The sequence below is a fragment of the Pyrococcus kukulkanii genome, assembly GCF_041647995.1.
Taxonomy (GTDB): Archaea; Methanobacteriota_B; Thermococci; order Thermococcales; family Thermococcaceae; genus Pyrococcus.
Genome location: NZ_JARRIB010000002.1, coordinates 132,222 through 154,370, shown reverse-complemented (window position 1 = coordinate 154,370; position 22,149 = coordinate 132,222). Strand labels below are relative to the sequence as shown.

Here is a 22,149-nt window from a genome sequence, read left to right as displayed (position 1 = left end):
TCTAACTTTGAATTTATCTAAAATATCTCTTTACTATTTCTATATCTTGTCTAGTAAGCACGCGTAATAGGAATAACATAGTCACATAGGACAAGAGGCCCATACTACCAGTAAAGAATATCTGGAATAGAGAGGTCTCCAACTCTAATGTCAAACTACAACATATACAAACAGCACTCATTACAGCTGTAGCAAAAAGAACCTTCAAAATGGATATTTTGAGATTTTCGAACAGATTACTGCTCCATAACTGACATGAGATTCTCCAAATATACCAAAAGCTAGTAACATATGAAATTAAGGTAGTTATTGCAGCCCCAATTATACCTAGTTTCGGGATCAAAATAATATTACCAACAAAATTAAGGAATGCTGAGAACATCCAAATTTTCCCAATATTTTCAGTTTGTTTTAGTAACACTATTATTTGCACGAATAATGTGTATAATCCCCAGAACAAAATTCCAAGAGCAACAAAAGGAACAACCAAATAAGACTTTTCAGCTATTTCTTGGGTTGAGAATATTGTAAGTATTGGTTTGGCAAGGATTGAAAGACCAAACACGGCGGGAATGGCAATTATTAAGTAGTATTTCAAGATATACCCTAAATAAAGCCTAACCTCATCAGTTTTTCCTTCCTCATATAATTTTGAGAGAGTTGCGGGTAAAAGAAATCCCAACGGCCCGATTATGAAGTTCAGCAAGCTTCCCAATGAATAGGCCGGGTTGTAGTATCCAACGTATTTAACTCCTAAATAATAACCTATCAAATATCTATCACTTGAGGATACAATCCAAGCTGAGAGATTACCAGGAATCGTCGGCAGTCCAAACCTTAGGAATTCTTTCATATAAGTAAATCTCGGCATGTAAACCCCCAGATCAGAGACAATTTCATAAAGTAAGATAACAAGCATCAGGAACCTAACAGCAAAGAGAGCCAACAACGCGCCATAAATGCCATAACCATTTACGATGGCATATCCCACCCCAGCTCCCGTCAACAAGTTTTGTAGTATCATCAAGATGGAATATTTTCTTATTTTTTGAAGAGCCCTTAGATAATTCCATCCGACCGCACTAATGGCTTGAATAAACAGTAGGATAGCAAATATGGGCACTAGCCTTAGTTCATTATTACCAAAATATTTTATTATTAAATAAGCAAATAATGGCGCTAAAACAGCATTGACTGCAAGGACAACAAAGAATATGGAATACACAGCTTCTCTAGTTTTACTCTTGTCTTTTTCTCCGGCGATGTATCTGACTAGCGTATACGGCAAACCTAAACACGTTAACCCAGGTATCAGCGTTAACGAAACATTTATCTGAACCCATGTCCCATAGTCCTCTAAAGGTCTCCCTTTTGTAAATATGGGAATTAGCATGATTCCAATTAATGTGTTTACGACATTTGTTAGTCCCAAGAGACCCAAGTGTTTAATAAATAGTGTCCTTTCTGAGTTCACGGGTTACCCTCCGTTGATCTTATTAAACTTTAAGTCTCTCTATAAATTACTCCTCCAAAGACAATCTTCGTTCCTTGTGCAATAGAGCTTTGCCTGCCTTGCTCATTGAGCTCACCCCTTTAAGCTTTCTTTCAGCTCGCTGATAACGAACAAAAACTCCTCTCTATCAAACACTATCCCCAGCTCACGTGCTACCGAAGCTAAGAACTCCTCGTTTTCCTTGAAATATTGAACTACCCAATTCAGGTCAAATTTTTCCTTGGAGTACAGAAGTTTAAACACCTCAAAGTCCAGCTCTTCAGGACTAACGGCCAATACATAAATATCCACTAGGTCTTTCAACTGCTTTTGTCCTCGGTACTTGTTTTTCTCTATCAGAAACTTCATCGACAAGATAACCTCAGGAAGGGCAACACTAACACCTTCAATTTCATCGTAAAGTTCTTTTTCAAAAATCACCTTAACGTAGGGGTGTGTAAAGCTCATTGGACTTATCTTTTCGTCCCATAAGATGTCCAAAAACAGTTCCCTGAGCTCATATGGAGGAATCCGTTTGGACTCCTCAAAACATATCTCCTTTAATCCTCCGTCCAGTGTTTCGTGGTAATATTTAATATATCTAAGACCAACTGGCACAAAGTTGTTTGCCAGCAAATGTTTTTCAATAGTCCTAAAATTTTCCTTCAAAGCAACAAAATCAATGTCTAGAGAGGGAAGTGACATACTCTTCAATTTCTGAGCTTGAAGGTAAGTTGCCCACCCTCCCACTAACACAAGCTCCTCCTTCAGTTCTCTGCCAACTTTCAGCATCCAATCGTAGGATTCCTTAATTATCGGATTGTTCCAGCTCCTCACCGCTATCTCTTCCATTGTTCTATCTCCTCCAGCAGTTCTTCTATGATCCTCGTATACATCCCCTCTCCAATGGAATCGGCAATAATCTGCTCAATTGTTGCAATCCTATACCCTCTTATGCCTATCGTATAGTTAAAAACATCCTCATCATAGGAGTAGAACCTGATGGGATACCCCTCTCTTTTGATCCCAATCTGCTTTAACATATCAAAATCATCTTTTTTAATGTACGCCGTCCCAAAGCTTGGCTCCAGAACCTTTCCAAGAACCCATAACGCCGACGTACCAGAGAACACCACAAAGTCCCTAACCTTTTTCGGCCTTACCCTGTATGTTGCTCCTTTAATAACCTGAAATATCTTCCTCTTCTCCTCTCCCCAAGTATAGAGGAGAGCTTTTTTGTCAACAACCTTTATTTTCCCCATCTCCAAAATTATAGCACCGTTGCTCTCCAATGATCTGAGGATCCTGTAAAGGTAAGGCCTGTTAACCTTAAATTTGGCTAAAAGCTCTTTAACAGAAGTTTCTCCTTTAACCGCCAACTCCCTCAATATCTTCTCCTTCAGTATTGGAGCCCTCATGCTGTATCCTTTGTATGTTATATTTTATAAAGTTTAGGATACATAGGATACACTAAAATAAATTCAGCAAAGACAATTCCCACCCTCTGCTGGAGATGACATTTTTCAGTAAGCGGGATAAGAACAATGTCAAGGCCGTTTTTTCGAGGAGCGCGTGGCTGAGGAGGTAAAATTTGTAATTGGCTGCCCTGCCCTGATGAAGTTCCTCAACGGTGCTTCAAAGAGGGTGGGAAAGAGGGTTGTCCTTGAGTTGAAGAGGATAATTCTTAATCATTGAGACGACTGGAGCAAGGCCTGGGAGGTTTTCGAGATGTTTGAAGATCACGATGGCATGGATCTGGTGGTCTACCTAAGCTCTGCCATAATGGAGGGCCTTGGAGTAACGCCTTCACCTTCGACAAGGACTTCGAGGCTCATGGATTTCGGAAGGTCCCTTGACTTCCAGCTTGGAATCTTCTTCCTGAGCAACACCAAGCACTTTTCTTAGAAGATAACCCTGGGTTTGTAGGGGATAAAAGAAAGATAGTTTTAAGAAGGCATATGAACTTTTCCAAAAATTGCCAGATGATCTCAAGAGGGAAGTTATAGATTACATAGAATTTCTACTAGAAAGGAAAGCAAAGAAAAAACAGGGACGGCTAAGGCTTACATGGAAAGGAGGTTTGAAAGAGTTTAAAGATAAATATTCATCGGTAGAGCTCCAGCACAAAGCTCTTGAATGGTGGTAATGGATGTACTTAAGATACAAACATTTTCCCCGAAATTCTTCTTGAACAGGAGAAATCCCATGAAGCAGAAAACTTCCTAAGAAGAGTTCCGGCTGAGTATCTCCATATTTCGGATTTTTTCTCTGTATTCAATTGGAATCATCTTGGTTTAAATTAGGAAAGCATAACATTTTCAGTTCATAGAAGATGTTTTTGTGGGAGGAGGTGTCACAGTTCTGCGATTATCGGTTTTTGATTTTAAAGATGTTATTAGAGCGTCAAAGAAATTTAACATAGATTTTGATGACGCCTATCAATATGTCCTAGCTAAGAAATACAGTCTTAAAATAGTGAGCTTTGACTCAGATTTCGACAAAACGGACTTGGGAAGATTGCTACCGAGCCAAGTCACAGGGAATGTGTAGCAACTTTGCCCTTCTTTCTCTTCCTAACTTCATTCCACACGGAAAGGGCTTCTAGAGTTATTGGGCGTAAAGTAGTAGATGCCTCCGATCAAACTCAACTGGTCCCCCTCCTGTCCTTGCGGATGATAGGGGATCCTCTTCCCTGCAAGTGCTCTGGCAGGGAGATAAGTTCTTTTTTGAGAAAGCCTAGTTTTATCTCACCTATCCCCAAAACCTTTACATGCCTCTCAATGGCCTCCAGCAGGACAACATCAAGGTATATGGGAACACTCCTAAGGGCCTCTCATCCTGAGAGTACAGGAGGGTGTACAGGTCTTCGAGGAGTCCAACGACGAAGGAGTACTCTTTGGCCTTCTTGAGCACGTCATCCATCATCTTCCCATAAGCCTCACCAGCCTCCTAAAAAAGTTGCAATAACTACAAAAGATCTTGAATCCCTTAAAAAGGCAAAGAAATTGTTAGAGAAATATTTTGGATATAAAAAGGCAGTTATTAGGAGAAAAAACACGGAGACGTATATCAATTGGAGTTTGGTGGGGAAGTTTTACATTCCATTTTCTCTGAGTGGGGAAGTACCTCTGGAGACGAGCGTATTCCTTCGTGGGTGTGGAAACTATCGAAAGAACACATAACTAAGATGCTAGAAGGTTATGAAGGTGATGCTCATATAAGAAAGGATGGTAGCAGGGTGTTCACATCAATAAACCCAAATCTCATATTTAGTTTAGTGTGGTTAACCAGGCTTAAGGGGATAAACTCGAGATACATCAAAAGGGCATGTAAAAATATGAAGGGAGAATTACAGAGAAGGGAGGAATATGACTTGGTTATGCATGGCTTAGTCATTTCTTCCGAAAATTATGAAAACAACCCAATGAGAACACCTCATTCAAAGTGCATTCCATTAGAATTAGTTAAGACCTAACTTCCCAAACAGTTTGTTGCAAAATATGAACTTAAGAAAAACGGGTTAATTGGGAAAGAAATTGCAAAAAGAGTAATACGAGGAAAGAACAAATATGTAGATTCAGATGTTGGGGTTGCAAAAGTTAAGAAAATTACTAAAATTAGAGAGAAAGTAACAGTATATGACATTGTTATAGAAGGAAATCACAAATTTTTCGATGGTAATGTTCCAATTCTATTGCATAATACTGACGAAGTTTATGGGGACATTCTTAAGGGCTCCTTCACGGAGGAGGATAGGTTAATGCCCTCTTCTCCTTATTCAGCAACGAAAGCTGCAAGTGACATGCTCGTACTCGGTTGGGCTAGGACGTACAAACTTAATGCCTCAATAACAAGGTGCACCAACAACTATGGCCCCTACCAGTTCCCAGAGAAGCTCATACCAAAGACAATCATCAGGGCAAACATGGGATTAAAGGTGCCCATATACGGGAGCGGGCAGAACGTTAGGGACTGGTTGTACGTTAAAGACCACGTTCGAGCCATAGAAGCAGTGTTGCTTAAGGGTGAGGCGAGAGAAGTTTACAACATCTCAGCTGGAGAGGAGAAGACAAACCTTGAGGTAGTTAAAACTATATTAAGGATTATGGGCAAGGATGAATCCTTGATAGAATTCGTTGAGGACAGGACACGATATTAGGTACTCTCTTGACTCATGGAAGATAATGAGGGAACTTAAGTGGAGGCCAAAGTACAGCTTTGAAAAGGGGATAAAGGAGACCGTTAAGTGGTACCTCGAAAACGAGTGGTGGTGGAGGCCCTTAGTGAATGAAAGAGTTCTGCATCCAACGCCCTGGAAGCTAAAGTGGTAAATCAAGAAAATTTAAATGGAGATCTTAACAAGAATAGTATTCTTCACTCGACTGAACAACATTGTGAGGCCCCCACCTACTGGTAGGTAGGCTCCCCCCATCTTTAAACGTTATCGCTCATGAATATGCATAACAGCCTTCGTGGACAACTTTAAATAAATTAGTGATCCTCACTGAACTTGCGACGATTTGGGCACAATATGAATTTAAGTTCCTTTGCAATCCAATAATTTTGGTAGGTGATCAAAATGCCCTTTGAGTTTGTTCGCCTTGAGATTCCCGACGTTATATTAATCAAACCTAAGGTTTTCGAGGATGAAAGAGGCTTTTTCATGGAGACGTACAAGAGGCCAGACTTTGAGAAGGCTGGGATTAAAGGAGAGTTCGTCCAGGATAACCACTCCCGCTCGAAGTATGGAGTCCTTAGGGGCCTGCACTTCCAGAGGGAGCCCTACGCACAGGCTAAGATAGTGAGGGTTGTTAGGGGAGTTATATTTGATGTGGCCGTTGATTTGAGGAGAAACTCGCCCACCTTCGGGAAGTGGGTCGGAGTAATACTCTCCGAGTTTAACAAGTGGCAGCTCTACATCCCGAGAGGCTTTGCCCATGGCTTCGTTGTTCTCAGCGACATCGCTGAAGTAGTTTATAAAGTGGACAACGTTTATGCTCCAAGTTACGAGGCAGGTATAATTTGGAACGACCCAGATATAGGGATAAAATGGCCCATCGACAACCCAATACTCTCGGAAAAGGACAAGAAGTGGCCGACTCTCAAAGAGACCATTAAGAAGGGGTGGGTGTTCTAATCTTTTCTTTACAAAACATTTTATACTGTCACTGGCGAACACATATTGAGGGTAAGGTATGGGAAAGATTACCATCGAGCTAAATATCCCTGAGGAGATATTAAGGACAATTGACATTGATAGGGTAAGGCGAATCGTTGAGAGGGAGATCATTATAGAGCATAGCGTTCAGAAACTTCACGGGAAGTTTAAGGGTATGAACCTCAAAGAAATATTAAAAGAGGTTGAAGATGAATGGCCGGTCTAACGGCCTTCGTGGACACAAACGTAATAGTCGAACATTTAGAAGGGGATATAAATCTTCTCGACTTAAGGGAGAAATTTGACATTCTGTACTCTAATAGTGTAGTGTTTAGTGAGGCTCTCATGGTTTATCTAAGGGCATTAACAGGGAAAAGACCCTACACACTCAAACACAATCCGGATATTATAAGGAGCCTTAAGGAAGAACTTCTGGATTTCTTAAATCTTTTTGAGCTTTTTGTTGAACTAGAGATAAACAGGGTTATTGAAACACTCGCCGTTAAGTATATGATAAAATACGGCCTGTTACCAAATGATGCACTAATTCTCGCAACCTGTAAGTTTTACGATGTAAAATACTTGATTTCATTTGACAGTGATTTCACTAAAGCATGTGAAGAGGAGAGAATACACCTTTTAAATTCTCCCGAAGAGGTAACCAATGTAGGTGATGTCCCGTGAATGTCGCCGTCATCGGCGCCACAGGTCAACTCGGGAGCGACATAGTTGAGGTATTCTCTAAGGATCCGGCCTTTGAAGTCATTTCCCTGTCTCATGAAGACGTAGACGTTACAATATTGGAAAGCCTCAAAGTGCTCGAAAGGATTAAGCCTGATGTGATAATAAACACCGCCGCTTATGTTAGGGTTGACGATTCAGAGCTTTATCCTGAAGAAGCATTCAAAGTCAACGCAATCGGGGCATTAAACGTTGCAAAGGTAGCTGAGAAGATAAACGCCGTGAATGTTTACATAAGCACTGACTATGTCTTCGACGGCGAAAAAGGGAGGCCGTATAAGGAAGAAGATGTCCCGAATCCAATAAACGTGTATGGGGCGAGCAAGCTCATGGGCGAGATATTCACGAGAAACTACTCCTCCAAATAAGGGTGGCCAGCCTCTACGGGAAGAGGGGAGCGAGAGGCAAGGGAGGGAACTTCGTCGAGTGGGTGATAGAGAAGGCAAAGAAGGGAGAAAAGCTCAGGATAGTGAGTGACCAGTTCATGAGTCCGACTTATACTAGGGACGTTGCGTTTGCATTAAGTGAGTTCCTGAAAATTATGCCCGAATATGGGGTTTATCACATGACCAACGACGGCTTCTGCTCTTGGTATGAGTTCACAAAGGCTATCTTTGAAATTCTTGGCTGGGACGTTGAGGTAGAAGCAATAAGCTCTGAGGAACTGGGTAGGCTGGCAAGGAGGCCAAGATTTTCAGCGCTGAGCGTTGGAAAACTAAGGAGGATTGGTATAGAAATGAGGCACTGGAAGGAGGCCCTTAGAGATTACCTTGCCGAGAGAAAACAGAAGCATTAAGCGTCTTAGGGTGGGAATCCCAGTACAGACATTTCCAAGGATTAATAACTTCTACAAGGGGCAGAAACTTTCGTTAGTTTCATTGTGTATGAGACTTGGGTTTTCGAATGGTGGGATCGGGGAGGGGTTGAGTCCCTGCCCCGGAGTGACTGCATCACCATGATAAACCACGCAATGATACAGGTGGAAAAACGGTTATCTCCGTCTCGTGCACCCAAGAAAACATAGCGCTCTTAAAAAATGAGGTTCAGCGCATATTTTGGAGACCCCAAATTCACGTCGAAGGTTCCTGCTGGCCGTGAATGTTGTGGATTTAGGGTCTGTTCCGGAGGAACTTCTCCAAGTACACCTTAACCCTTACATCAAAGAGGGAAGCAATGATTTGATTCAGGTTGCCCTTCATCGTGGGATTCAGGCGAAATGCCAAGAGTACATCGTTGACACCTCCCCTATCACCACCAGCCAACCTGAGGATGCCTATCTGAAGGAGATGGTAACTCAGAACCTCTGGATTTTTCCGTATGTCGGCATGTGCCCTTACCATCTTCCTCCTGCCCTCAAGGTACTTGGCAAAAGAAAACTGGCCCGAATGCACCGAATAATTAACTAGGGGTTCGTCTATCGCCTCGAAGAGCCAAAACTTTGCAATTCTCAACCACATATCCCAATCCTCACAAGTAACGAAATCCTCTCGGAAGAGGCCGGCCCTTTTAAAACACTCCCTCTTCACGAGGATCGTGGAGGTCCCCGTGATGTTGTCCTTGAGCAGGTGCCCGTACACGTTGCCCCTGGCCTTCGGCCTTTTTACCCCCAGCACCTTGTCCCCTTCGAGATCATAGTAGTTGAAGGCCGTGTATATGAGCCCATAACTCCTGGGCAACCTCCTGAAGAGCTCGACCTGGAGCTCCAGCTTCCCCTCGAGCCACTCATCGTCATCATCAAGGAAGGCTATGTACTCTCCCCGGGCCTTCTTAACTCCCAAATTCCTAGCGTTGGCTATGCCCCGCCCCTTCTGGGGAACATAGCGTATCCTCCCATCGCCGTAAGACCTTACCAACTCCCTCGTCTCTTCACTCCTAGCCCCATCCACAATGATTACCTCGAAGTCATCAAAGCCCTGATCGAGCACGCTGTCAATTGCCCTCTTCAGGAGTTCATTCCTCTTATAAGTCGGGATAATGACGGAAACCGTCGGCCTCATCTTTACCACCGAGGAGGGCCCTTGCGATCTCGATGTCCTCTTTGAACGTTATCTTTAAGTTGAAGCAGTTGCAGAACAGTGCGTGAACCCTGAACCCTGCCTTCATCGCGAGCTCTACGTCATGGGGGACAACGTTCAGTATATCCCGCTCGAGCGCGTGCTCCAGAGTCCTCTTCAGGGCCTCGTACCTGTACCCGGTTGGTGCTTCGCCTATGGCAAACCTCTTTCTATCGTGAATGGTCCCCACGAACTCGCCGTCGAGCTCTATCAGGTTCCCCGTTATGGGATTTACCGTCGTCACCACATCCTTCTCATCTAGGAGCTTTATAATCCGAGCAAAGATCCAGCGTGGCGTGAACGGCCTGACGGCGTCGTGGATAATGACCTTTTCCTCAGCCTCTGGAACTTTAAGGAAGCCCTTGTATATTGATTCGTTTCTCGTCACGCCACCAGCAGTTACTGCCATGACCTTGGGAAATCTCCTCGTGATGCTTTTCGTGAGGGAGAGAAATTCGGGGTTAGACACGACAATTATTTCATCTATCCCCTCAACGCCAGATACTTTTCCAAGGGTGTGCTCGAGTATCGTTCGACCATTTATCTTCACGAACTGCTTGGGAACATCAAGGGAGGTCCTTCTCCCGTATCCACCTGCCAGCAGGATTAGGGCAGTCAATCAGCATCCCTCCGAATTAGTTGCCTGTAGACCCTCTCCGAAGATTTAGCATCATCCCCCACCTCGTACAGCAGGTTCTTAACGGTTCTCCTCCACTCAAGATCCTTCTTCGGGTCATCGAGATAGGAATGCAGGGCCGTTATCAGGCCGTCTATAGTCTCCGGCTTTTCACCTGGGGCGAAGAACTTGAAGGGAAGCAGAAAACCACTTTTCCGCTCGAGCTCTTCCCTATCGGGCAGGTAGAAGACTATAGGCCTCTCCGTAAGTATGTAGTCTTCGAATATGCTTGAATAATCCGTTATAAGGATATCGAAGGCCCCCATTAGATCGTTTATCGTCAGGAGCTTTTCTTGAAGGGCTCTGTCAGTTACCAGGGTGATATTCTTTGCCTTCTCAATTGCCGAGGCGAGGGCATCAGCAACGAGCTTGTGAGGCTTTATCACGAGTAAGACATTCCTACGCTCAAGGAACTCAAGGAATTTTCTAGTGAAAAGACTTTTCACTACCTTTAAGCTAGCCTTAAAGTCCTTGAGATAGCTCGTGTACCTGTACGTTGGGGCGTAGAGAATCACGGCATCGTAGTTCTCTACATCTATCCCCAGGATCCCTGAGAGAATGTCTTTTGCAGTTCTAAGGTTCTCAAAGAGGCCGTCGTTTCGTGGTTGACCGAGGATCCTGAACTTCCTCGGGTTTATCATGAACTGTCTTACGAATGCTCCAACGGCGAGCTCAGACGTCGTAACGAAGTCTGTCGTCCAGCGATCCATATAGAGGTAGAGATCCTTAATCCCCAGGGGATGCTCATATCCTGTTTTCTTGCCGGGAAGGCCATGCCAGAGCTGGATTACCCTCTGGCCGAGGTGAGGAGTTATTGGAAGGACATCGGTCGTTATTACGAATTTAGATTGGAGGAGCTCTTTTAGACCTTCTGCGGAGTACAGGTAAACTGCTTTAGCATCCGGATACTCCCTTTTTAGGGCTTTTAGGGCGACCGGAGTTTTTTCGTTTAAAATCCATGCGAGCTCATAACCTTTATCGAGAGAGTAAATGTACTTGAAGAGGGCCAACGCGTTATCACTAATGTCCGGGGTGGAATAGAACGCTATCTTATCCTTATCTTTTGGGACATAGTTGGCCAATGATAGAAGCCTCGAAAGGAGGAGCTGCTTCCTAATGCGATCCATGCTTACCCCATGAAATTCTCTAGAAAATCCTTTATAAACAGTCTGCCGGTTGTTATAGGGGGAACTATGGTAAAGGTCTCGATAATAATGCCAAATAAGAATAATGCAAAGTGGTTGCCCAAGTCAATCGGGAGCGTGCTTAGTCAGACGTACGAGAACTGGGAATTAATAGTCGTGGATGACCATTCGACGGATGAGAGCGTTGAGGTGATAAGGGAGTTTATGGATAGGGATAGTAGGATTGACTGTATTTGTGATCCTGATGTAACTTATCCCCTAACGAAAAATCTTGGTTTTGAACACTCATCTGGCAAGTACGTTGTCTTTTTGGATAGTGATGACTGGTTGAGTAAGGAGTTCCTAGAGAGGGGTGTTGAAAATACAAGGGATGGGTATGCGTCGAGTTTTAGGGTTATTAGACCTGATAGTTCCGAGGCTATCATAAAGTTTAAAAAGGGTGTTTTTGATTCTATCGATGGTATTAAGCGTCGTTATTGGTTGGAAAATGGCAACTCTCTCTTGAAGAGGAGAATTATTGAAGAGTACGGTATTAAATTCCCACCATATAAGTACAGTGAGGACGTCTATTTCTATGTCCAGTATCTTAGTGTTGTGAAAGAAATTTTTGTTGATGACTACATTGGTTTAACTGTCAATAGAATGGGAAGTAGTATAATAACAACGAACTCGGAGAAGGGATTGATTGAAACACTTAGGGTGTTTGATTTGTTGAAAAAGAGATTAATTGCCCTAAATAGGGATGACCTGATAAACATCGTCGAAAGTTACGCTATGCCACCATCAATTCTGACATATATTGATGATCTTCCATATAAGAAACGAGTGAGGTATGGTGTAAAATATTTGCCGTACCTTATAAGATTTAAATGGTGGGGATATTATGCAAAGTTGTGGTATATTATCTCGTTGCTAAATCTATTTGTGCCAGTAAAACAAATTGTGAGGTGGTTAAGATGATTAAGAAAATAATTGGTTTCATAGGAAATTCGTCACTCTATGTTGGAGTCTTTATACCGAAAAAATTGTTACTGATATGTTTATAAAACTAAATAAGTTAAAGGGAGTTAAATTTTTATCAGTTCCTATTAGGGATTACGATTCCAATATATCATTTGATATGATTATTGACCTAGATGACGAAGGACTAGCAAGGGAATTATTATACGCAAACATTAGGGAACGTGAAGTTGTTAGGGAAGTCGTTAATATTTTACGAAACAATAATATGAAGCAACTGATCAACCAACCATTGACTTTCTTTGGCGGATAGGAGGGGGTATTCCAACTAAAACAGATTTTCTCCCCTTCTCGGCTATGTAGTCCCACACTGCTTTCTCCTTTATCATCCTGCTGTTGGCTATCCATATGTCATTGTACGTGCCCCTCTTCCTGTGCCTGAAGCCGTAGAGGCCAAGTTCACCGGGGGTTTTGCCCGTGGCCATCGTCATCCACATTGGAATCGTTATAGCTGGAATCCCTGTCTTCATTGGGCCGTAACTATTATTCCAGCTCCAACAGAAGTTAGCTGAACGCTTAAACCAACTATAAAAACCTAAGATATAGACATAAATCCACCTTGGCCTTAAAAATCTCGAAATTTCAAATCCCAAGGATAAGGCTGAAACTACAACGAGAACTACTCCAATGAGGGTTACAAGGAGCTGGCCAAGTTCTTCCCTGGGTAGTCTAATCAATATGAAGGCTCCTAAAAGCACTGCGGGAACGCTTCCGGCTATTAGTCTCCATGCTATATCAATCCGAACGTTCCCCTTTTTTCCATGCAACGCCGTTGCAAAGATCTTAGTTAACAGGGAGAAGAGGAAGTCGGTGCCTACAGCAACCTCTGGTCTAACACCTAAGAATATTAGCGAAGGCGTCATTAAGGATCCCCCGCCGACTCCGCTGAGCCCAACTAGGAACCCTATTGCTAGCCCTAAGAGGATGAACTCTATCATTGAGATCCTGCTAACGCTTTAATCTCGATTATATAAGTATAACCTCAACTCCAATCTTTCTGGCTGTTTCTCCCTGCTTTTCATCACATGTAAGGAGGGGAGCATTGAGGCTTAAAGCTTGAGCTATGAAAAGGGCATCGTAAACGGCGATTCCTTCTTTGATGGCAATCCCTAAGGCCTCATTCAGGTATTTTGAATTTGATTCTACCTTTAAAAGGCCTTCCTTAACCAGCTCAATCATTGCATCATAAAGTTCCTCAGCTTTTTCTTGGCTAAATGCTTTGTACTTGGTAACGTACTTCCACAACACGTTTGTTGCTTCGATTATTAGCATCTCCACCGTGCACGGTTCTCGTTCTGGCTTTAAATAGGGGACTACCTCCTCCCAGCCCTCTTCCCTAATGAGAACCTTTGAGAATGCGGAGGTGTCAATGACTATCACGATCCTCCCTCACGAGGTTTTTTGCCGTTCCCCTGGGGGCCTCGGGAAGCGTCTTTACTACATCTATGAACCTTTCAAGAGCCCTCCGCTTCTTCTCTTCTTCTATCCTCTTTTTTATGAACTCCCTTATCTCTTCACTCCAGTTAATTTCTCCCCTAAGCTCATCCATTTCCTTTTTTAGCTCCGGTGGAACTCGAATGCTTATGACAACCGAAGTCATGTAATTCACCATAAGCAAATTCTGTATTACAAAACTTAAATCTTTCGAGTTACTACATCGAATAAGAATAAGAAAAGGAGAAATAAATCAACTTCAAAACTTCACATAGCCGAAGTTTTCCTTGAGAGTCCTCACAGCTAAGGAACTCTTTCCTGTCCTACGAGGGCCAGTTATGACCTTTATCAGGTCAGTGTGAAGGTACTTCCTAAGTTTTTTCTACCTCCCTCTCAACGTAAGGCTCTCTTTTCAGGATTTCAAGCTCGTAGTGCAATTATATGCCCCCTCACTTTGCGCACTAAATGTATAAACCTTCAAAATTTGGGCAGTTTACTGGACATAGCTGAAATTTGGGTATTAGTGGTCAATGTCCTTGGACTCAGGGCCGTTCCATAGATAACAGCAAGTGGGACATTTGCCGGCTTTGTTTTTCGCAATTTTGTGGACTTTCTCGGTGTGTGAGGTTCTGAGCCCGAATGAGGACTTTAACTGAATTAGCTCCCTCCGACAATGAAGGCGGGAGGAAGTTGCCCGCTACGAGGGTTCAGAAGTTCAAAAAGTGGTGGACAACCAGGACGGGATTCCTCGAATTCCCCTCTGTTTATTAAATTATCCTGTAGGTTGTTGGTTCCTTTAGTGTGGTTTTATTACCTCCAGTCGACTCGGAAGTAGTGTTGATGGCCTCCAAACAACATATCTAAACCTTCTCAACCTTCACGTTTAACTTTAAGCTTTGTATCGTCCCGTTTATGGCCTCAAGTATCCTCCACTTCTCCCCTAAGCAGTTCCCTCCCTTAAGGCAACTCTCGGGAATTGACGGTTCCCTGTCCTTGAACAGCAAAAACCAAACCTGCCACCTTCCAGGCTTGTCTATCTTAAAGGTGTAGTTCATCTCGAACTGGGGCGTCCAGTTGCCCTCTATGTTCACAGGAACATGGGGAAGGGTAACGTTGAACCTGTCCATGAGGTACATCTCGTGGATTATCGTCTCGTTGGTCGTGAAGTTGTAGGTTAAGTTCACCAGCCATATCTCAACGTAATAGGTCACGTTCCTGTGCTCGTGGTTAACTATCCCAATAATGACTTTACCGGTCTCGTTAACGAAGAGCTCCGTCGGATAGTCAGCTGCCTTCCCCTTGGGGCCTAAGATGTAGAACTCCGTAAAGGCCTCCCCGGGCTTCGGGTGAGTAATGACGTAGGCTAGGGTTCCAATAGATGCAACTATCGCTATTATTAGGATAACCGTCAGGGCCTTATCCAACCTGCTAGCTTCCTCCCACTCGAGCTCCCTCTTTATATCCTCTAAGGTCACCCAGGGGATCCACGGATTTATGGCGTTCCTCCTCCTGTACATTCCAACGAGCGCAAAGGCAACGTTAAACACGGTTAGACTCCCCAGTATGGGAACCAGCCTTATCCCCCAGGGCGTGTAATTCAGGGCAAGCCCTATCAGGGGAACTATAGCTATGCTCAGCCCAAAGCTTAATGCCAGCCTTTCTAAGTTGTCGAGCTCCTTCCTCTCTGGAAAGAGTGCAGTTATAAAGACGTATCCTGGGAGAAACAGAACAAAAACTAGGCCCAGGACTTTCCGAATAAAGCTGTCCGGAGCAACAAAAATTATTAGATCAAGGATCAGCGAGAGCGCGATGACAGTTATTAGATCCCAGTACCTCCAGAGCCCCTTGGCCTCTCCCATTCCCTCCCCCGGACATCCTGGGCTCTCGGGCTTAAAAAGCTATTCCGTAATTCTCAACCACTATGTTCCCTCCCCTCGTCACGACCCCAAGCTCCCAGCTCTCGTAGTACCTATTGAGGACTTCAAGTGCATCATCTTTCTCCTCCTGGGGAACCACAACGATGAAGCCAACGCCCATGTTGAAGACCCTGAACATCTCCTCGAGGGGAACGCCATTCTCGTGTATTAACTTGAAGATTCCGGTAATTGGAGGCATTCTGAGCCTGAATCCATAGTTGGTCAGCCTTTTTAGGTTTAACAACCCTCCGCCCGTGATGTGGGCCAGCCCGTGAACTTCAACGCTATTCAGTAGCTCAAGGACTGGCTTAACGTAAATTCTTGTAGGCTCAAGTAGCCACTCCCAAAGCTTCCTCCCCTCGTACTCGTAGTCGAGGCCGTACTTTGGGATTAGAAGCTTCCTGGCGAGGGTCAAACCGTTGGAATGGATTCCCGAGCTGGAAATGCCAATCACCATGTCCCCAGGCCTTATCTTTTCTCCCGTTATTACTTTGCCCTTCTCGACTATCCCGATTGCAGTCCCTGCCAGGTCATAGCCGTTGATCAGGTCAGGCATCACCGCGGTTTCCCCACCAACTATCGCTATTCCTGCCTCTTCAGCCCCCCTGTAAAGGCCTTTAGCTACTTGCTCGAACACCTCATCTTTAGGTTCCCTTATGGCGAAGTAGTCAACCAACGCTACAGGCTCCGCACCAACGCAGATCAGATCGTTGACGTTCATCGCTATCATGTCTATTCCTATAGTGTCGAACTTCCCAACTGCTTCAGCGACTAGAACTTTAGTCCCGACACCATCCGTGGTCATCGCTAGGTAAAAGCTGCCGAAGTCCAGCAACGCCGCGTAGTGCCCTATCTCTCCCGGCTCCCCAACTTTTCCTTGCCTGAACTTGAACGTTCTTCTTGCCGCATCTATTATGTGCTTGAGAGCCCTAGATGTTTTTTCCTCATCGACTCCAGCTTGAGCATAGGTTAGCATCCTATCACCGCTAATAGCTTCGCAAAAAGTTTTAAAAATTTATGTTAATTTTAACCCATGGATTGGATAGTTTTTACAAGTATGTGGCAATCTTGCTAATTAGATACCCCCCGAACTAGTTCGGGGGGTGCATATAATGTTGATTTAACCCTCATTTAACTGTAACTTCTCCGCAGCGTACCTGTAAATTGGATCTGAGAACCTGTAAACCCCAATTTCGTCCTTAACCACGATGAACAGTTCTTTAGTCAACACCTCCAAAAGTCTGCTAAGGGTGTCTTTTGAAATTCCAGTTTTCTCTAACTCACTCCAAGTAGCTCCATAGGCCAACCTTTTAACTACCTCTCTGGCTTTGGGACTTCTCCCTTCCAAGAAGTGTTCCAGCTCTTTTAAGGCCTCATTCACGGCCTTCTTGAACACTCTCTGGAGAGCCTCTGCGTGAGTGGCCCCGAGGCAGCGTCTAAGACCGTATAGGTTCAGCCAGCCAGGCGAAGTTCCGAGCCTCCAGATTGCCTCCTGAATCTCCCTTTGGGTTACACTAACACCGCAATGCTCAAAGCCCCTCCTCAAGAATTCTGCCGCTACCCACTCGGGCCAAGGTGGAAGGAGTATCTCAACCGGCGGCCTACCGTAGAGACCTTCCCTATACGTGGCCTCAAACAGTTTCTTAACGACGCCTGCATATGAGCCCGTAAATATTACTAGCAGGGAATCGTTTTCATTAAATGCTGCCGCTAAAGCCTGTAGAAAATTCTTTACTCCCTGCTTTACGTTTTGAACCTCATCAAGAATTAGTATTGTGTCTTTTAGGGCAAAAAGAGCATCTTCTAAAGCGTTCCTAGCGGTAACATTCTCTCTAAGCTTTACAGAAGCACCAACGCTTCCCGTGGAAAAAGAAACTTCCGCAATGTACTTTGATATGGTGTCAAAGATTGACTTTGGCAATCTACTCAGTATCTTTTCCGTGGCTTGTCGGGAAGTTTCTGCGTTCCTTAGGTCAACAAAAATTACCTTATATTTCATTTCCCTCGCAAAGGTATTTGCCCCAGCCCATGCTAAGCTAGTTTTTCCGACCATTCTTGGACCGAGGATTGCTACCCAGCTTCTAGCGTGAAGGGCGTTTATTAGCATCTCTAACTCCTCGGAACGCCCAAATAGACCTTCTTTGTTCTTCCTTGGCCTCTGATCAAAGAATGAAATTCCCCTTCTTGACCTCAATTTTAGATACCCTCCGAACTAGTTCGGGGGGTATACTATATATCCTTTTCTCTCCCGTCAAGTAAATGAGTAATTCCCTAGTTTTGTCTCAGTAGCGGACCTTTTTATCATTAGCTCTCCATTTTAAAAACTCCATTTTCACATCAGAAGATTTGGATTAGCTAACAAGCTCACAAGATTTGTCTAAAAAGCCAAAAGTGTTATATATAACACTTTTTAATTTTTGGACATTTAGAACTCGGGGAAAGAGTTCGTTTGTTTTGGGGTCTGTATTTATGCTTTTACAAAGGAAACCAATCTTCCCCAAAGGGTGAAGCGTTCAAAAGAGAGAAATTTAAATCATAGCCACAAAACAATCTCAATGGTGGAATTTAAATGAACATGGAAGTTAAGCGGATTGATGGGCAGGGAAGAATCATTATACCAAAAAGGTGGAGGGAAAAGTGGGGAGACGAGGTTATTTTGATTGAGCTTGAAGACAGGATAGAAATTCTCCCAAGGAGAAAACCCAAGCTTTCAGAGTTTTTTGACATAATAGAAGTTGATGAAGTCAAGGAAGACGTGGAAAAGGAACTCTGCAATGAAATCATATATGAGCGCGAATGAGTGTATATTCCTAAGTTCAGCCTAGCGTTAAAATCTTGATCCTATAAAATTCATTCCCTTCTTCGCCTTTAAAGCGAATCATCCCTATCCAGCGAGATTGGGTATTCAGCTCCTGCATCATATGCCACGGAGAGGGTCTCTTTTTGTGTACTTAGCCCAAAGCCTCTCACAAAAAGTTTAAATACAATTGTATTACAATGGTATGTTGGTGGCTGTCATGGCTCAAGCCGTTGAGGCACCCGTCTCCGTGAGACTTCCCAAGTACGTCATAAAGAAGATAGATGAGCTCGTTGAGAAGGGTGAGTTCAAGAGCCGTTCTGACTTCATCAAATACGCCGTAACCCTGGCCCTCGGCCAGATAATGATGGAACCGGCAAGGGAACTCGCAAGAAAAATAACCCCTGAAGAGGCCAGGGAGTGATTGAGAGGGGCGTTACAAAGGCTCCTTACTGAAGAAATTGAGGATGACTGGCCACTGGTTAAGGACATCATCGAGGAAGTTGAGAGGGAGTGGAAGGAGCTTAAGGGTGCTAGGAAATGAAGCTCGTTATGGACACCAATGTTGCCTTGGTTGCAATGATAAGGCCACAAGGTTTAGCTACCGTTTCCGCTACCGGTTGCGTTTGTTGCAACCGGTGCGGTTGGTTTCGCACTCCCGTCCACATCGGGACCACCGGTCACCTCAGACGGGAGGTCATCAACCTCCGGGCCGAAGGGAAACGACCCCGATAAAAAACATACACCCAGAACTTAAAAAACCCTACAGTAACAAAAATACACAAACACAACAAAAGAAACCACTGAAAGAACAGCCTACTCATAAGCCTCCTAGATAAACAACACTTCACGAACTACATAAGTTCAGAGGCCCTTGAAGAACTCACAGCAGAAATTGCCCTACTGGCAAAGAAAGATAGGCTTAGTGAAAATTGGCCCCAAGTTCTTGCAAACTTCCTGAATGGAATGGAAGTAGTAGAGCCCAAGGAAAGGTTTGAGACCTGCCATGACAAAGACGACAACAAATGGCTTAAGGGGATCTATTGAGTTTGAGGAATGAAAATAAGATCTTGCAACTCAGGGATCACCAGATTAAAATCCTCAGACCGATAGAATTCCTGAAAGAAGAACTGAGAAAAACTTGCTAAACTCAAGTGCCTTCAGAACATCTTTTTCTTCACTTTTCTACCATTGATGTTGAAAACCTAAACATATTCCCGATAAGGAGTGAGAGAGCTTAAATTACCAGCAATGTGTTTAAAAGTTTTAAAACTCTCTTCTTGTAGTTCTTCCAATGCCTTTAACATTTCTCCTGCCGATTCTATAGCTTTCGTAATTAGATGAGGATAACCTTCTACTCCCTAGGTAACTTTCGGGAGGAACGGGGAATCTGACATCCTCAGACAGTTCCCATTCGGGTTACTAAAAACAAAACGCGAGAAAAGTTACAGCTATCATTTACAAAACAGCCACCCATGGGAGGAAGTTAGGAAGGATTGTAGGGGATGGAAATTGTTTTGCCGGATTCATCTTTGATGTATCCTGGGGGATACAATATGAGGGCTCCAATACTGAAGGAGAAGATATTGAGGGAGTTGGCGGTTAAAGAAGAGGTTTCTATTCTGTTAAAGAACTTTTAGCCAAATTTAATATTAACAGACCCTACCTCTACAGAATCCCTTAGATCACTGGAAAGTAACGGTGCCATGATTTTGGAGACGGGAAAAGGTTCTCCTCTATACTTGGGGAGAGGAGAAGAGGAAGATATTTCAGGTTGTTAGAGGGGTCATATACAGGATAAGACTGAAAAAAGATTAGGGATTTTGTGGTGTTCTCTGGTACGTCGGCCCTATGGGTTCTTGGAAAGGTGCTGGAGCCGAGCTTTGGGACTGCATACATTAGAAGGGAAGATTTCGAGAAATTAAAACGAATTGGAATTAAACGAGAGGGATATCCAATCAAGTTCTACTCCTACGATGAGGATGTTTTAACTATACAATAGGCATAAGGGGGCTCCGTAACTGTTCCTGTTTTATGTATCGGTCTATACCATTAGTTCCGTAAGTTTTTTAGTTTTTTTCGGGTGTCATTGTGTTTGGTGGGCTCGGGTTTCCGTCAACGGTAGTCGATACAGGACGAGAGAACGGTTCCCTTAGTTCTCTCGTTTTTGGCTAACGAATTTGTCTACCTTCATTAACAGTAAATGTTCACTTAACTGCACAAATTTTTAAAATTTTATGCACTTTATTTTTCTAGGTGCACAGAATGAGGGAGCACATGATAGCCCAAAAGTATGAAGTTGAGTTGCTGAAAAGACAACCCTATGTTAAGAGGGAAGCGGGGGAAAAACTTAGGAAATACCTAAATACCGACCTGATAAAGGTCATAACCGGACCCCGGAGGGCGGGGAAGAGTTTCTTGGCGGTAAGGACTCTCAAGGAAAATTTCGGTTATGTGAACTTCGATGATGAAGTACTGGCCAAAGCTGATGACCTTAATGAGGTTTTAAAGCTTGCTCACGAGGTTTACGGGGACTTCAGGACGATATTCCTTGATGAGATCCAGAACGTCCGTAGCTGGGAGCTCTTCGTGAACAGGCTAGGAAGGCTGGGCTACAACGTCATCATCACTGGCTCTAACTCAAAGCTTCTAAGTAGCGAACTCGCCACGCACCTGACGGGGAGGTACATAGAGGTTAAGGTCTTCCCGTTCTCCTTCGGGGAGTTTCTAAGGGCAAATAACATAGAGCCAAAAGTAGAGACGAGTTTCCAAGAAGGGAAGGTGCTCTCAAAGCTTTCGGAATACTTGGAGAGGGGAGGCTTTCCCGAGGTGGTCGTTAAGGGCTATGACTACCGGGATTACGGGAGGATGCTCTTTGACAGCATAATAATGAAGGATGTCGTTAAAAGAAAGAACGTGAAATATTCCTCCAGCCTTTATGAGCTTGCCCTCTATCTAGTCTCCAACTTTGCCAGAGAATTCAGCTACACGAGGCTGAAGAATGCTCTGGACGTGGGAAGTGTACATACCGTAAAGAACTACGTCGATTATCTTGAGGAAGCATTCATAATCCTCAAGGCGGAGCGTTTTTCCTATAAGGTGCGAGAAAGCCTGAAATCACCGAGAAAAATTTACGTAGTGGATCCGGCTTTCCTTAGTGCCGGTTTTGTTCCCTCACCTGACTTGGGGAGAAAAATGGAGGATGCAGTTGCAGTTGAACTCGTGAGGAGAGGATACAGGCTGTACTACTGGCGGGACGAGAGGGGTGAGGTTGACTTTGTTCTGAGGAAGGGTTTGAATGTGGAGGAGCTGATACAGGTCACCAAGGAAATAACGAAGAACAACTACAGACGGGAGGTCAAGAACCTCGTGGAGGTTGGAAAAAGACTTAGGGCTGAAAAGCTTACAGTGATAACATGGGATGAGGAGGGCAGTATTAGGGAGGGCGGAAGGGATGTTAGGGTCGTTCCTCTCTGGAAATGGCTGATTGAAGCGACCACTAAGTCGGGCCTTATGGGGGGCTATGCAACTCTTAAATAGCTTTAGGGGCACGAATACCTGCATACTTAATTCTTGAGCTTCTTGACCTAAGCCCTATTTAAGAGTACCCAGAACTTACCGAGAGACATTCTTGATGCCGTTAAATTTGCATCGAAACTCACGAGGATGGGAAATAATAAGTTTCAACGCGAAAGATGGAGATATCATGAGTGAGG

Annotated in this window: 28 protein-coding genes and 4 pseudogenes; 18 read left to right on the top strand and 14 right to left on the bottom strand. The window is 43.9% G+C overall.

The window, feature by feature from the left end; translation table 11 throughout:
* Positions 1–13: 13 nt before the first annotated feature.
* The 3 genes from P8X24_RS04875 to P8X24_RS04865 form a co-directional block, all read right to left on the bottom strand.
* Positions 14–1,474 carry an oligosaccharide flippase family protein gene (locus tag P8X24_RS04875; protein ID WP_372914339.1) on the bottom strand — a complete coding sequence of 487 codons (1,461 nt, stop codon included), beginning with the start codon at positions 1,472–1,474 and terminating at the stop codon, positions 14–16.
* Between the two features lie 111 nt (positions 1,475–1,585).
* Positions 1,586–2,344: a hypothetical protein gene (locus tag P8X24_RS04870; protein WP_372914338.1), complete on the bottom strand. Its 759-nt coding sequence runs from the start codon at positions 2,342–2,344 to the stop codon at positions 1,586–1,588.
* Positions 2,332–2,910 (bottom strand): hypothetical protein, encoded by a 579-nt coding sequence (locus P8X24_RS04865; RefSeq protein WP_372914337.1) that lies wholly within the window; start codon positions 2,908–2,910, stop codon positions 2,332–2,334. Before P8X24_RS04865 ends, P8X24_RS04870 begins: the two co-directional genes overlap by 13 nt.
* Before the next feature lie 154 nt (positions 2,911–3,064).
* Here P8X24_RS04865 and P8X24_RS04860 point away from each other — a divergent pair, with 154 nt between their 5' ends.
* From P8X24_RS04860 to P8X24_RS04845, 4 genes and pseudogenes are all read left to right on the top strand, one after another.
* Positions 3,065–3,187, top strand: a complete 123-nt coding sequence (locus P8X24_RS04860) for a hypothetical protein (protein WP_372914336.1) — start codon at positions 3,065–3,067, stop codon at positions 3,185–3,187.
* A 33-nt stretch (positions 3,188–3,220) separates the two neighbouring features.
* Positions 3,221–3,397, top strand: a complete 177-nt coding sequence (locus P8X24_RS04855; protein ID WP_372914334.1) for a hypothetical protein — start codon at positions 3,221–3,223, stop codon at positions 3,395–3,397.
* Between the two features lie 64 nt (positions 3,398–3,461).
* Positions 3,462–3,638 (top strand): annotated as a pseudogene (locus P8X24_RS04850) (DUF2281 domain-containing protein); the annotation flags it as partial.
* A 194-nt stretch (positions 3,639–3,832) separates the two neighbouring features.
* Positions 3,833–4,042, top strand: a complete 210-nt coding sequence (locus P8X24_RS04845; protein ID WP_372914333.1) for a PIN domain-containing protein — start codon at positions 3,833–3,835, stop codon at positions 4,040–4,042.
* 216 nt (positions 4,043–4,258) lie between these two features.
* Here the strand turns inward: P8X24_RS04845 and P8X24_RS04840 are convergent, their stop codons facing one another.
* A complete protein-coding gene (locus tag P8X24_RS04840; RefSeq protein WP_372914332.1) occupies positions 4,259–4,417 on the bottom strand; it encodes a hypothetical protein in 159 nt (52 codons plus the stop codon).
* Between the two features lie 148 nt (positions 4,418–4,565).
* Here P8X24_RS04840 and P8X24_RS04835 point away from each other — a divergent pair, with 148 nt between their 5' ends.
* The 7 genes and pseudogenes from P8X24_RS04835 to rfbD all read left to right on the top strand — a co-directional run bounded on the left by P8X24_RS04835 (position 4,566) and on the right by rfbD (position 8,187).
* On the top strand, positions 4,566–4,967 hold the full coding sequence (locus P8X24_RS04835; protein ID WP_372914331.1) for a hypothetical protein: 402 nt from the start codon (positions 4,566–4,568) through the stop codon (positions 4,965–4,967).
* Positions 4,968–5,186: 219 nt separating this feature from the next.
* On the top strand, positions 5,187–5,651 hold the full coding sequence (locus tag P8X24_RS04830; RefSeq protein WP_372914330.1) for a GDP-mannose 4,6-dehydratase: 465 nt from the start codon (positions 5,187–5,189) through the stop codon (positions 5,649–5,651).
* Entirely contained in the window at positions 5,629–5,823 is a 195-nt protein-coding gene (locus tag P8X24_RS04825; RefSeq protein ID WP_372914328.1) for a hypothetical protein, read from the top strand. The genes P8X24_RS04830 and P8X24_RS04825 overlap by 23 nt, the downstream gene beginning before the upstream one ends.
* Positions 5,824–6,071: 248 nt before the next feature.
* Complete coding sequence (rfbC, locus tag P8X24_RS04820; protein WP_372914326.1) at positions 6,072–6,629, top strand: dTDP-4-dehydrorhamnose 3,5-epimerase; 558 nt, start codon at positions 6,072–6,074, stop codon at positions 6,627–6,629.
* Between the two features lie 58 nt (positions 6,630–6,687).
* Complete coding sequence (locus tag P8X24_RS04815; protein WP_372817432.1) at positions 6,688–6,876, top strand: hypothetical protein; 189 nt, start codon at positions 6,688–6,690, stop codon at positions 6,874–6,876.
* Positions 6,864–7,334 (top strand): type II toxin-antitoxin system VapC family toxin, encoded by a 471-nt coding sequence (locus P8X24_RS04810; RefSeq protein ID WP_372914325.1) that lies wholly within the window; start codon positions 6,864–6,866, stop codon positions 7,332–7,334. The genes P8X24_RS04815 and P8X24_RS04810 overlap by 13 nt, the downstream gene beginning before the upstream one ends.
* A pseudogene (rfbD, locus tag P8X24_RS04805) lies at positions 7,331–8,187 on the top strand (dTDP-4-dehydrorhamnose reductase). The gene P8X24_RS04810 and the pseudogene rfbD overlap by 4 nt, the downstream one beginning before the upstream one ends.
* A gap of 313 nt (positions 8,188–8,500) precedes the next feature.
* Here rfbD and P8X24_RS04800 read toward each other — a convergent pair.
* From P8X24_RS04800 to P8X24_RS04790, 3 genes are read right to left on the bottom strand one after another with little or no spacing between them, the layout of a single operon-like run.
* Positions 8,501–9,388 carry a glycosyltransferase gene (locus P8X24_RS04800; RefSeq protein WP_372914324.1) on the bottom strand — a complete coding sequence of 296 codons (888 nt, stop codon included), beginning with the start codon at positions 9,386–9,388 and terminating at the stop codon, positions 8,501–8,503.
* Entirely contained in the window at positions 9,351–10,064 is a 714-nt protein-coding gene (locus P8X24_RS04795; protein WP_372914323.1) for an IspD/TarI family cytidylyltransferase, read from the bottom strand. Before P8X24_RS04795 ends, P8X24_RS04800 begins: the two co-directional genes overlap by 38 nt.
* Complete coding sequence (locus P8X24_RS04790) at positions 10,061–11,248, bottom strand: CDP-glycerol glycerophosphotransferase family protein (RefSeq protein ID WP_372914322.1); 1,188 nt, start codon at positions 11,246–11,248, stop codon at positions 10,061–10,063. Before P8X24_RS04790 ends, P8X24_RS04795 begins: the two co-directional genes overlap by 4 nt.
* Before the next feature lie 66 nt (positions 11,249–11,314).
* Between P8X24_RS04790 and P8X24_RS04785 the strand changes: the two genes are divergently transcribed.
* Entirely contained in the window at positions 11,315–12,226 is a 912-nt protein-coding gene (locus tag P8X24_RS04785) for a glycosyltransferase family 2 protein (RefSeq protein WP_372914321.1), read from the top strand.
* Between the two features lie 267 nt (positions 12,227–12,493).
* Here P8X24_RS04785 and P8X24_RS04780 read toward each other — a convergent pair.
* The 7 genes and pseudogenes from P8X24_RS04780 to P8X24_RS04750 all read right to left on the bottom strand — a co-directional run.
* Positions 12,494–12,765 (bottom strand): annotated as a pseudogene (locus P8X24_RS04780) (alkaline phosphatase family protein); the annotation flags it as partial.
* 60 nt (positions 12,766–12,825) lie between these two features.
* A pseudogene (locus P8X24_RS04775) lies at positions 12,826–13,224 on the bottom strand (TSUP family transporter); the annotation flags it as partial.
* Positions 13,225–13,252: 28 nt separating this feature from the next.
* Positions 13,253–13,666, bottom strand: a complete 414-nt coding sequence (locus P8X24_RS04770; protein WP_372914320.1) for a type II toxin-antitoxin system VapC family toxin — start codon at positions 13,664–13,666, stop codon at positions 13,253–13,255.
* Entirely contained in the window at positions 13,653–13,898 is a 246-nt protein-coding gene (vapB, locus tag P8X24_RS04765) for a type II toxin-antitoxin system VapB family antitoxin (RefSeq protein ID WP_227805298.1), read from the bottom strand. Before vapB ends, P8X24_RS04770 begins: the two co-directional genes overlap by 14 nt.
* Before the next feature lie 682 nt (positions 13,899–14,580).
* On the bottom strand, positions 14,581–15,579 hold the full coding sequence (locus tag P8X24_RS04760; protein WP_372914319.1) for a DUF1616 domain-containing protein: 999 nt from the start codon (positions 15,577–15,579) through the stop codon (positions 14,581–14,583).
* Positions 15,580–15,610: 31 nt separating this feature from the next.
* Positions 15,611–16,612: a phosphoribosylformylglycinamidine cyclo-ligase gene (gene purM, locus P8X24_RS04755; RefSeq protein WP_372914318.1), complete on the bottom strand. Its 1,002-nt coding sequence runs from the start codon at positions 16,610–16,612 to the stop codon at positions 15,611–15,613.
* A gap of 144 nt (positions 16,613–16,756) precedes the next feature.
* Entirely contained in the window at positions 16,757–17,743 is a 987-nt protein-coding gene (locus P8X24_RS04750; protein ID WP_372914317.1) for an AAA family ATPase, read from the bottom strand.
* Between the two features lie 462 nt (positions 17,744–18,205).
* Here P8X24_RS04750 and P8X24_RS04745 point away from each other — a divergent pair, with 462 nt between their 5' ends.
* The 6 genes from P8X24_RS04745 (at position 18,206) to P8X24_RS04720 (ending at position 21,973) form a co-directional block, all read left to right on the top strand.
* Positions 18,206–18,436, top strand: a complete 231-nt coding sequence (locus P8X24_RS04745) for an AbrB/MazE/SpoVT family DNA-binding domain-containing protein (RefSeq protein WP_372914315.1) — start codon at positions 18,206–18,208, stop codon at positions 18,434–18,436.
* Positions 18,437–18,644: 208 nt separating this feature from the next.
* Positions 18,645–18,857 (top strand): ribbon-helix-helix domain-containing protein, encoded by a 213-nt coding sequence (locus tag P8X24_RS04740; protein WP_372914587.1) that lies wholly within the window; start codon positions 18,645–18,647, stop codon positions 18,855–18,857.
* Positions 18,858–19,255: 398 nt separating this feature from the next.
* The gene (locus P8X24_RS04735) at positions 19,256–19,480 is read left to right on the top strand and encodes a hypothetical protein (RefSeq protein ID WP_227805383.1); all 225 of its coding nucleotides are present in this window, start codon (positions 19,256–19,258) and stop codon (positions 19,478–19,480) included.
* A 458-nt stretch (positions 19,481–19,938) separates the two neighbouring features.
* Positions 19,939–20,073, top strand: coding sequence for a hypothetical protein (locus tag P8X24_RS04730; RefSeq protein ID WP_372914314.1), 135 nt, complete (start codon positions 19,939–19,941; stop codon positions 20,071–20,073).
* Positions 20,074–20,261: 188 nt separating this feature from the next.
* A complete protein-coding gene (locus P8X24_RS04725; RefSeq protein WP_372914313.1) occupies positions 20,262–20,435 on the top strand; it encodes a hypothetical protein in 174 nt (57 codons plus the stop codon).
* Between the two features lie 263 nt (positions 20,436–20,698).
* A complete protein-coding gene (locus tag P8X24_RS04720; protein WP_372914586.1) occupies positions 20,699–21,973 on the top strand; it encodes an ATP-binding protein in 1,275 nt (424 codons plus the stop codon).
* Positions 21,974–22,149 lie beyond the last annotated feature (176 nt).

Bases quoted from the DNA above. Each gene is read 5' to 3' on its own strand.
- rfbC (WP_372914326.1), top strand. From the start codon at position 6,072: ATGCCCTTTGAGTTTGTTCGCCTTGAGATTCCCGACGTTATATTAATC.
- P8X24_RS04730 (WP_372914314.1), top strand. From the start codon at position 19,939: ATGGAAATTGTTTTGCCGGATTCATCTTTGATGTATCCTGGGGGATAC.
- purM (WP_372914318.1), bottom strand. From the start codon at position 16,612: ATGCTAACCTATGCTCAAGCTGGAGTCGATGAGGAAAAAACATCTAGG.
- P8X24_RS04745 (WP_372914315.1), top strand. From the start codon at position 18,206: ATGAACATGGAAGTTAAGCGGATTGATGGGCAGGGAAGAATCATTATA.
- P8X24_RS04720 (WP_372914586.1), top strand. From the start codon at position 20,699: ATGAGGGAGCACATGATAGCCCAAAAGTATGAAGTTGAGTTGCTGAAA.
- P8X24_RS04785 (WP_372914321.1), top strand. From the start codon at position 11,315: ATGGTAAAGGTCTCGATAATAATGCCAAATAAGAATAATGCAAAGTGG.
- P8X24_RS04810 (WP_372914325.1), top strand. From the start codon at position 6,864: ATGGCCGGTCTAACGGCCTTCGTGGACACAAACGTAATAGTCGAACAT.
- P8X24_RS04800 (WP_372914324.1), bottom strand. From the start codon at position 9,388: ATGAGGCCGACGGTTTCCGTCATTATCCCGACTTATAAGAGGAATGAA.
- P8X24_RS04760 (WP_372914319.1), bottom strand. From the start codon at position 15,579: ATGGGAGAGGCCAAGGGGCTCTGGAGGTACTGGGATCTAATAACTGTC.
- P8X24_RS04790 (WP_372914322.1), bottom strand. From the start codon at position 11,248: ATGGATCGCATTAGGAAGCAGCTCCTCCTTTCGAGGCTTCTATCATTG.
- P8X24_RS04840 (WP_372914332.1), bottom strand. From the start codon at position 4,417: ATGATGGATGACGTGCTCAAGAAGGCCAAAGAGTACTCCTTCGTCGTT.
- P8X24_RS04815 (WP_372817432.1), top strand. From the start codon at position 6,688: ATGGGAAAGATTACCATCGAGCTAAATATCCCTGAGGAGATATTAAGG.
- P8X24_RS04855 (WP_372914334.1), top strand. From the start codon at position 3,221: ATGTTTGAAGATCACGATGGCATGGATCTGGTGGTCTACCTAAGCTCT.
- vapB (WP_227805298.1), bottom strand. From the start codon at position 13,898: ATGGTGAATTACATGACTTCGGTTGTCATAAGCATTCGAGTTCCACCG.
- P8X24_RS04865 (WP_372914337.1), bottom strand. From the start codon at position 2,910: ATGAGGGCTCCAATACTGAAGGAGAAGATATTGAGGGAGTTGGCGGTT.
- P8X24_RS04870 (WP_372914338.1), bottom strand. From the start codon at position 2,344: ATGGAAGAGATAGCGGTGAGGAGCTGGAACAATCCGATAATTAAGGAA.
- P8X24_RS04750 (WP_372914317.1), bottom strand. From the start codon at position 17,743: ATGCTAATAAACGCCCTTCACGCTAGAAGCTGGGTAGCAATCCTCGGT.